Source organism: Nonomuraea lactucae (assembly GCF_003313395.1).
GTDB classification, from domain to species: Bacteria; Actinomycetota; Actinomycetes; order Streptosporangiales; family Streptosporangiaceae; genus Nonomuraea; species Nonomuraea lactucae.
Genome location: NZ_QNFZ01000927.1, coordinates 1 through 8,629 on the forward strand (window position 1 = coordinate 1; position 8,629 = coordinate 8,629).

Here is an 8,629-nt window from a genome sequence, read left to right on the forward strand (position 1 = left end):
CGCCCCGCCCGCCGCCGCGCCCTCCAACGAGCCCTCGCAGGCGGTCGGCGCCCCGGCACCGGGCCAGGCCGCTCCTGAGGTGCCGACCGCAGGGACCGGCACCACGGACGAGCCCGCGGCAGAGCCCACGCCCGCCGCACCGGATGCGCAGGCGATACCGGACGCGCAGCCCGCCGACACCGAGCCGACCAGGCAACAGCCGACACAGCCGGAGCTCACGCACCCGCGGGAAGCGGCACCCGAGACGACGCCCGAAGCCACACAGTCCCAGGCGACCGAACCCGAAGCCACGCAGCCCGAAGCCACACAGCCTCCGGCCACGGAAACCGAATCCACGCCGCCTCAGGCCCAGGCACACCAGGCCAGTCCGCCCCGGACGACGGAGCCCGCGGTTCCGGAACCCAAGGCGGCGGAGCCCAGGGCCGCACAACCCAGGGCCGCCGAGCCGAAGGCGCCGACCCCGGCGGTCCCCAAGGCGCCCGCTCCCAGGCCGAAGCCCGCGCCAGGTGCGGCGACCGTACCCGCGGCGCGTCCCGGCAAGGACGACGCACCCAAGGCCGAGGCACCCAGGGCCGAGGCCCCCAAGGCCGACGCATCCAAGGTCGAGGCGCGAGAGGACCGAGCCCGAGAGGACAGGGCCCGAGAGGACAGGGCGCGAAGGGACGAGGCGGCGAGGGACGGCGCGGGCAAGGACCACGCGGCCAAGGACGGTTCGGGCAAGGACGGTTCGGGCAAGGGGGACAAGCCCAAGGAGGGCACGGCGAAGGAGAAGGAGGAGCCCCCGGTGCCGGTGCCGTCTCCCCCACCAGCGCCCGCCGCCCGCCAGGCACGCAAGGGCTCCAGGGGACGCCGGGCCTCGGTGCCCACCTGGGACGAGATCATGTTCGGCGCCCGCCGCCAGGACTGACCCCGCCCCACGGCCCGCGTCCAGGCTGTCCCCACGCCATGGCCCCACGGCCCACATCCAGGCGCCAGGCACCCCGCCCTCCCAGGCACCGTGCCTTGCCGGGCCGCGCACCGTGCCTTCCCAGGGTGCGGCCATCCGCGCGCTCCCGACGCCCCAGCGTGCCAGAGCCTCGTCGCGTCAGGTCAGAGTGACCGCGGCTGAGTCGGCGCGTCCTCGACGAAGGGCGCGAGCCAGTCGGGGGTGACCTCGGCGGGGAATCCCGTGGCCTGCCCGGGTGAGACGTCGATCGCCGTGTAGCCGCCCTGGCCCGCCCCCACCCCGGCGGTCAGCGTGTACACCCCTGCCCGCCGCTGGAACCACGTCTGCCTGAGCCGCCAGCCGACCACCGCGCGCCGTTCGACCACCGCCTGCGCCCGCCGCAGCGAGCCCGAGCGGACCGAGAGGCGTACGCCGTCGTAGCCGTGCCCCAGCGAGCGGTAGCGGTCGGCGCCGAGGGGAACGCCCAGCCCGGCCAGCAACAGGGCGAGCACCGCGAGGATCCACCACGGCGGCGTCCGCGTCGCCAGGCCGCTCAGGGCCGCGACGGCGAACAGCGCCAGCCACGGGAACACCGCCCGGAAGAGACGGCGCCTGCGGGCGACCGGCGGGTGGGGCCGAAGTTCCGCCCGGAAGGGGCCGATGGCGTCGGCGGTGATCTGAAGGGCCACCGCGCGCGGCACGTCGGGCAGCAGTTGCCCGCGCGTGGACGAGTCTCCGAGCCCGGTCACGATGGCCCAGACCCGGACGACCCCGGCCCAGCGCTCGGCCGGCGCGTCGACGATCTCGTAACCGCGCACCCGCCTCGACTCCAGCGAGACGCTGCGCCTGTTGATCAGGCCGCGCTCGGCCACCAGGTAGCCGTCACGCTCCTTCAGCCGGAAGTTCCAGTGGAACACCGCGTACATCACCGCGCCCACGAACGGCATCGCCAGCACCAGCAGCAGCACGGCGACCAGCACCAGGTAGGGGTGGTCCCAGAGCCACTCGCCCACCGTCCAGGCGGCCTCACGGCCCAGGCCGAACTGGTCGCCCCACTGGAACGCCAGCCCGATGGCTCCACCGGCCAGGGCGAACGGGGTGAACAGGTAGGCCCCGGACAGCGGACCGTACAGCAGCCACCTGCGCGGCACGCTGATGATCGTGCGCTCAGCCGTGACGTGGGCTCCCGCCGCCTCCACCGCCTCCGGGTGAGCGGTTTCGTGAGGTGCTCCGGCCGCCGCGGCGCCTGCGGCGGCCTCGATTCGCGCCGCGGTGGCGCGGCGCAGCAGGGCGGCCTTGAGGCGTTCGGCCTCCTCCAGGGTGATGCCGTCGAGCTTGCCCTCCTCCTCGCCGCCGCTCGCCCCGGTGTCGATCTTCAGTACGGCCAGGCCGAGCAGCCGGTGCAGGGGTGGGATGGACACGTCCACGCCGCGGATCCGTTCGAGCGGAATGGTGCGCACCGATCGGCTGACCAGCGACCGGGTGATCTCCAGCCGGTCGCCCACGATCTCGTACGTGAGCGTCGCCCATCTGATGAGGGCGAACACGACGGTGCCCACCACGCCCACGGCGGCCCAGACGTACGACCTGCTGGAGAACCCGCCCACGAACAGCACGCCGACGAGCGGCACGAGCAGGTTGGGCAGCATGCGCACCGGGTCGATGAGCAGCACCTTGGGACTCAGCCGCCGCGGCGCCCACCCGGACTGCGCGGGCGCCCGAAGCGCCGTCCCGCCTCCATGGTGAGGTGCGCCTTCAGGACCGTGGGACGGTGCGCCTTCAGGACCGCGGGGCGTCCCGCCCGCCGTACCGTGGCTCGGCGGCGTGGTCCCGTGCGGCTCGTACCGCTCGTCCGCTCCTGGCGCCCCGGCAGCGCCAGGGCTTTCCGGGCCGGGCCGTCCGTGCGCGGACAGGTCCCCTGGGGGAAGCGGCGGCCGTTCCTCGTGAGGAGGGGGCTGGGCGGGGTCGTCGGTCATGTGGCGTCGTCTCTCAGCTCTTCGGCCCGGCGCGCCAGCTGTTCGGCGAGCCCCGCCGCCACCTCGTAGTCGAGCCCCTTGATGGTCGACGAGCCCGCGTGCGAGGCGGTGCGGATCTCCAGGGTGGCCAGGCCGAGCAGGCGTTCCATCCAGCCCTGCGCCTTGTCGACCGTCTGGATCCGGCTCACCGGCACGAACACCCACTCCCTGGTCAGGAACCCCGTCCGCGCGTACACGACGTCACCGGACAGCTCCCACCGGTGCACGGCGTAACGTACGAACGGCTCCGCCACCAGGAACGGCGTCAGCAGCACCCCCATCGCGGCGGGCAGCACCCACGGCCGTTCGGCGAACCAGCCGGGCACCCACGACCACCCGCTCTCGCCGACCCACGCGGCGAGCAGCACGGAGCCTCCGACCAGGACCAAGAAGCCGATCAGGGCCTCGAACAGCCAGAGCTTGACCGCCTTGGGCGAGACGCGGTGCGCCGGGTCGCGCAGCGAACCAGTTGACGTCACGGATCCCAGCTTATGCCGCGCGGCGTGTCAGCGATCTATCAGTCAGGGGCCGGTCGGGGTTCAGAGAAATGTCAGTGGCCTACGACACAGTGGATGTCAAAGCAATGCCGTGAAAGGAAAGTGATGCGCTACGCGATAGAGGCCGAGGGCCTCGTGAAGCACTACGGCGAGACGAAGGCCCTCGACGGCGTCGACCTCGGGGTGCCGCCCGGCCGACTGCTCGGCGTGCTGGGGCCCAACGGCGCGGGCAAGACCACCGCCGTGCGGATCCTCGCCACGCTGCTCACCCCCGACGCCGGGCGCGCGACGGTGCTCGGCTACGACGTGCGGCGGCAGGCGCACCAGGTCCGCTCGCTGATCGGGCTGACCGGCCAGTACGCCGCGGTCGACGAGATGCTCACCGGCGTCGAAAATCTGGTGATGCTCGGCCGCCTGCTTGGCCTGTCCAGGGCCGAGTCGCGGTCGCGGGCAACGGCCCTGCTGGAGCGGTTCGACCTGGCCGACGCCGCCGGGCGAGCGGCCAAGACCTACTCGGGTGGCATGCGGCGGCGTCTCGACCTGGCGGCGAGCCTGGTCGGCAGGCCGCAGGTGCTGTTCCTCGACGAGCCGACGACCGGCCTCGACCCGCGCAGCCGCACCGAGCTGTGGTCGGTGGTGCGCGGGCTGATGGCCGACGGGGTGACGGTGCTGCTGACCACCCAATACCTGGAGGAGGCCGACCAGCTCGCCGACGACATCGTGGTGTTCGACCACGGCAAGGTGATCGCGTCGGGCACCTCCGACGAGCTCAAGGCGACCACCGGAGCGCAGGTCCTGGAGGTGCGTCCGCTCGACCCGGAGCACCTGGCGCTGGTGGCCAAGGTCGTCACCGACGTCATCGACGAGACCCCCGAGGTGGCGGGCGGCACGGTCACCGCCGCGGTGCACGACCCCGCGGTGATCCCCGCCGTGGTCCGGCACCTCGACGACCTCGGGATCGTCGCCTCGGAGCTGACGTTGCGCAAGTCCACTCTCGACGAGGTCTTCCTGGCGCTGACCGGGCACCGCGCCGAGCAGGCCACCGACGAAGAGGAGGTTCCCGTATGACCGCCGCGACGACGGCCGCCGCGACGCCCGTCGTGGCGAAGCGGGTGGGGCCCGGGGCGACCGTCCAGCAGACCCTCACGCTGGCCTGGCGGAGCCTGGTGCAGATCAAGCACAACCCGTGGGAGCTGCTCGATCTCAGCATCCAGCCGATCATGTTCCTGTTGCTCTTCACGTACGTCTTCGGCGGGGCGATCTCCGGCTCGACCGGCGACTACCTGCAGTTCGCGCTGCCGGGCCTGCTGGTGCAGAACGCCCTGTTCTACACGTTGTCCACGGCTATCGGGCTCAACACCGACATCACCAAGGGCGTCTTCGACCGGCTGCGCAGCCTGCCGATCGCGCGCACCGCGCCGCTGGCCGGGCGGGTCATCGCCGACACGTTCAAGCAGGTCTGGGCGTTCGCGCTGCTGGTGGGTTTCGGCATGGTGCTCGGCTTCCGCGTGCAGACCAGCGCCGTGGGGCTGCTCGGCGCGCTCGCGCTGCTGGTGGTCGTGGCGTTGGCCATGTCGTGGATGTCGGTGCTCATCGGACTCAAGGCGTCCAACCCCGAGAAGGTGCAGATGATGTCCTTCTCGCTGATGATGCCGCTGACGTTCACGAGCAGCGCGCTGGTGCCGTCCAACACCTTCCCCGGCTGGCTGCAGGCGTGGTCCGACGTCAACCCGGTGACCCACCTGGCCAACGCCATCCGCGGGCTCATGATCGGCGGCGAGGTGGCCGACCCGGCGCTCGTGTCGCTGCTCTGGTCCGCGGGCTTCGTGGTCGTGTTCGCCCCGCTGGCGATCAGGGCCTTCAGGAGCCGCGTCTGAGCCGCCCCCTCTCCCGAGGCCCGGACATCCGGCCATTCCCGAGCGACCGCACTCCCCCAGCATCCGGGAAAGGATCGCGCCGCGCGGGGGCAGGCGCGATCAGGTGCCCAGGGGCCACCGGCTAAGACTCGCAGGGCCAGGGCGATCACGTCGTCACGGCCTCAGATGCGCAGGGCCAGGGCGATCACGTCGCCACAGCCTCAGATGTGCAGGGCCAGGGCGATCACGTCGTCACGGGCCATTTCCCGGCCGCGCTCCAGGTGGCGGGCGAACCCGTCCGCCCCGAGCGTGGCCTGGGCCGCCGCGGTGACGCGGCGGTGGTCCCACTCGACAACCGCCGCCGTCCCCTTGATCGTCTCGGCCCCGCCCAGCAGCCTCGCCGCCTCCTCGGGGCGGCCGGCGGCCACTGCCAGCCCCGCGCAGGCGATGACCGCGATCCCGGTGACCTGCGCGTCACGCGACTCGTCGGCCTGCCGGACGGCCAGCTCGACCAGCCGCCGCGCCTGGTCGAGCTCCCCTTCCTGTACGGCGAGCAGCGCGAGCGACGAGTTGACCACCGAGATCATCTGCGGCGGCGGGGCCGCGACGGCGTCCATCAGCGCCAACGAATGCGCGTAGTGGCGGCGGGCCCCCTCCACGTCGCCGTCCTGGCGGGCGAACTCCCCCAAGGCGCCCGCCACCCCCGCCTCGCCGACGCGGTCGCCCAGCTCGGTGACGAGGCGGTCCACCTCGCGCAGCAGCGACTCGGCCTCCTGCCGCCGGCCCAGCATGTTGAGGCCGATGGCGAGCCTGGCCCGCATGTAGGCGGTGTCCTCGATCGCGCCGAGCTCGTCCATCACGCGCAGCGCGTCCCGCATGACCGCCACGCCCTGCTCCAGCTCGCCGCGCAGGAGATGAACGTCCGACAGGGTGCCGAGCGCGCTGCCCATCCCCCAGCGGTCACCGGTCTGACGGTAGCGGTCGAGCGCCTCCCGCGTGTCACGCTCGCCGTCCTCGATCCGCCCGGCCGAATAGTGCAGCAGCCCCTGGAACATCAGTCCCGACGCGCTCGTCCACAGGTCGGCGTGCAGCACCATCTCGTCGATGTAGCGCTCGTCGCCCGGTTCCCCGGCCCCGTACAGCACGAAGACGGGCGTGGCCATGGCGACCAGCGGGTGCGCCTCGGCGACCTGGCCCAGCGCCCGCCGCAGCTCCCCCAGTGAGAGGCGGGCCTCCTCCCAGCCCAGGGCCGCGCCCACCGCGTTGATGCCGTGCACGGCCAGGGCGAGCCTGCGCAGCCGGCCGGAGACCCCGGATGTGGCCGCCAGCACCTCGCGGGCCCGCAGCGTGCCCTCCAGCCGGTGCCCTCTCAGCCACCAGTACCATCCGAGCGCCCCGACGAGCCGGAGCGCCAGCTCCCCTTCGCCGCTGTCGAGGGCCCAGCGGAGCGCCGCCGAGAAGTTCTCGTGCTCGGCGGCCAGCTCGGCCAGCCGGTCGAGCTGCCCCGCCGTGCGCAGCACCGGCTCGGCCGCCTCGGCCAGCTCGGTGAAGTGGCGGGCGTGCGCCTGCCGTACGACGTCCTCCTCGCCGGACTCGGCCAGGCGTTCGGTGGCGTAGGCCCGGATCGTCTCCAGCATCCGGTACCTGCCGGAGTCGTACACCACCAGCGACTTGTCGACGAGCCGCCCCAGCGGGTCGAGTATGTCGCCGAAGACCTTCTCCAGCGTTTCGAGGGTGGCGCCGCCCGAGAAGGCCGCCAGGCGCCGCCCCAGCACGCGTTCGTGCTCGTCGAGCAGGTCCCAGCTCCACTCGACGACGGAGCGGAGCGTCCGGTGGCGCGGTTGCGCGGTGCGGCTGCCGCCCCTCAGCAGCTGGAACCTGTCACCGAGCCGCGCCGCGACCTGCTCGGCCGTCATGGACCGCAGCCGGGCGGCGGCCAGCTCGATGGCCAGCGGCAGGCCGTCAAGCGCCCGGCAGATCCCCGTCACCGCCTCCGCGTCGGCGGCCACGTCGTAACCCGGCCGTACCGCGGCGGCCCTGTCGGCGAACAACCGGACCGCCGGGTAATCGCCTGCCTCGCGAGGGCCCGCGCCGGACGGTGGCACGGCGAGCGGGGGCAGGATCCAGGTGATCTCCCCGGTGATGCCGAGCGGCTCCCTGCTTGTCGCCAGGATCACCACACCCGGGCACTCGGCGAGCACCCGGTCGGCCAGGTACGCGGCGTGCTCGGCCACGTGCTCGCAGTTGTCCAGCACGATCAGCAGCCGCTTCCCGCGCAGCGCCGTGACCAGCCGGTCGAGTGGTTCCAGCGGGGGCGCGCCGGCGGACATGGCGGTGGTGACGCCGTCACGCACGTCGAGCGCGCCGATCAGGCTCTGCGTCACGCCCGGCGCGTCGGTCGCCGTCGCCAGCTCGGCCAGCCACACGCCGTCGGGCATGGTGCCGCCCAGGGCCTCGGCCGTCTCCATGGCGAGCCTCGTCTTCCCCGCCCCTCCCGGCCCGAGCAGCGTGACCAGGCGGTGCCGGGCCAGCAGTCCGGTGGTGTGGGCGACGTCGTCCTCCCGGCCGACGAAGCTGGTCAACCGCGCCCGCAGGTTGCCACGACGCGGCTGGAGCGCACCCTCGGGACCATGCAACGCGCCCCCGGCGCCCGGCCTGAGCACGTCCCCGGGACCGTGCAGGACGCTCCCGGAGCCCGGCCTGACCGCATCCTCGGGACCATGCAGGACGCTCCCGGAGCCCGGCCTGACCGCATCCTCGGGACCGCGCGGCCCACCCTCGGTACCTGGCTGGAGCGCGCCCCCGTTGCCTCGCCGGAGGGACGCCCCACCGGAATGGGCCGCCGGCTCGCCGGGAAGGGGCCGGGTCTCGCGGGTGGGGGTCGGCGGCTCCCCGTTCGGCCGGGACGAGAGGTCGTCCGGGACGCCCGGCCGGGGCGGTGGGTCGGCTCGGGGAGGGGCGCCGCGCAGCAGGGTCAGGTGCAGTTCGGCGAGCTCGGGTGAGGGGTCGGCGCCGAGCTCCTCGCGGAACGTACGGCGAGCTGACTCGTACGCGGCCAGCGCCTCCACGTGCCTGCCCGAGCCGTGAAGCGCCCGTATGAGCTGCCCGTGCAGGCGCTCCCGCAGGCGGTGCTCGGCCAGCAACCCCGTCAGGTCGTCGAGCACGTCCGCGTATCTGCCGAGACGCAGGTCGGCCTCGATGCGGTCTTCGGTGGCGGCGAGCCGGAGACCGTCGAGCCTGGCGATGCCTCCGGCGGCCACGGTGACGCCGGCCAGGTCGGCCAGCGCCGGCCCGCGCCACAGCGCCAGCGCCTCTCGCAGGAGGCCGGCCGCCGCC

At 73.5% G+C, this 8,629-nt stretch carries 5 protein-coding genes and 1 pseudogene; 3 read left to right on the top strand and 3 right to left on the bottom strand.

The features are described 5' to 3' along the window. A pseudogene (locus tag DQW85_RS32155) lies at positions 1 to 907 on the top strand (hypothetical protein); the annotation flags it as partial. 182 nt (positions 908 to 1,089) lie between these two features. Here the strand turns inward: DQW85_RS32155 and DQW85_RS32160 are convergent. After that, positions 1,090 to 2,598 carry a PH domain-containing protein gene (locus DQW85_RS32160; RefSeq protein WP_113703547.1) on the bottom strand — a complete coding sequence of 503 codons (1,509 nt, stop codon included), beginning with the start codon at positions 2,596 to 2,598 and terminating at the stop codon, positions 1,090 to 1,092. A gap of 299 nt (positions 2,599 to 2,897) precedes the next feature. Further along, positions 2,898 to 3,419 carry a PH domain-containing protein gene (locus tag DQW85_RS32165; RefSeq protein WP_240197557.1) on the bottom strand — a complete coding sequence of 174 codons (522 nt, stop codon included), beginning with the start codon at positions 3,417 to 3,419 and terminating at the stop codon, positions 2,898 to 2,900. Positions 3,420 to 3,542: 123 nt separating this feature from the next. On the opposite strand from DQW85_RS32165, the gene DQW85_RS32170 reads away from it, so the two are divergent. Together DQW85_RS32170 and DQW85_RS32175 are read left to right on the top strand one after the other, a co-directional pair. Continuing rightward, positions 3,543 to 4,505 (top strand): ATP-binding cassette domain-containing protein, encoded by a 963-nt coding sequence (locus tag DQW85_RS32170; protein WP_113703548.1) that lies wholly within the window; start codon positions 3,543 to 3,545, stop codon positions 4,503 to 4,505. Then, positions 4,502 to 5,314 (top strand): ABC transporter permease, encoded by an 813-nt coding sequence (locus tag DQW85_RS32175; RefSeq protein ID WP_113703549.1) that lies wholly within the window; start codon positions 4,502 to 4,504, stop codon positions 5,312 to 5,314. The genes DQW85_RS32170 and DQW85_RS32175 overlap by 4 nt, the downstream gene beginning before the upstream one ends. A gap of 200 nt (positions 5,315 to 5,514) precedes the next feature. Here DQW85_RS32175 and DQW85_RS32180 read toward each other — a convergent pair. Then, positions 5,515 to 8,629: AfsR/SARP family transcriptional regulator (locus tag DQW85_RS32180; RefSeq protein WP_113703550.1), on the bottom strand; the 3,115-nt coding region annotated here is incomplete at its 5' end.